The organism is Anaerotignum faecicola (genome assembly GCA_024460105.1).
Classification (GTDB): domain Bacteria; phylum Bacillota; class Clostridia; order Lachnospirales; family Anaerotignaceae; genus JANFXS01.
In genome coordinates, this window is record JANFXS010000142.1 from 1 (window position 1) to 528 (window position 528).

At 55.9% G+C, this 528-nt stretch carries 1 protein-coding gene; it reads right to left on the bottom strand.

Annotated elements, in window-relative coordinates:
* Positions 1-528: virulence-associated E family protein (locus NE664_13180; GenBank protein ID MCQ4727584.1), on the bottom strand; the 528-nt coding region annotated here is incomplete at both ends.

The window sequence follows — 528 nt, forward strand, 5'->3', positions numbered from 1 at the left end:
CACCGCTTCGGCTCATCGTAGGTGTGGCCCAGCGCCTCCTTGAACAGCTGTTTGGAGCAGACCATGCTGCCGGTGTAGTGTTCCAGAAAGCCCTGTATCTGTCCGGCCTCGGTGTCCTCCGGCATGAAATCCTTCTGCACCTCCACCAGCTGGCGCTGGATGGACTTGCTGAACTTCATAGAGTAGTGGCCGCTGCGGTAAATCGTCATGGCCTCCGCCCAGACCTGTAAAAGATAGGCTCTGGAGGCGTCCTCGTCCTCCAAAATGTGAACCTCGGCTTGCTCCGGGTACACCATGACGGGGATAAAGCGGCGGTTGCCGGAACGGTCAAGGGGCAGGAAGTCAAGGGCATTGGAAGTGCCGCCAAATACGCACTGACGGGGGCGGTCTGCCGGGTGGGTTTCATAGGGTATCTTATAAACCTCTTTCTGTCGGCTTAGAAAAGACTTGATTTCCTCAATGCTCTTGGCATTGGCGGTTGCCATCATTTCCGACATTTCAATTATCCAGTGACCTTGCAGCTTGCGG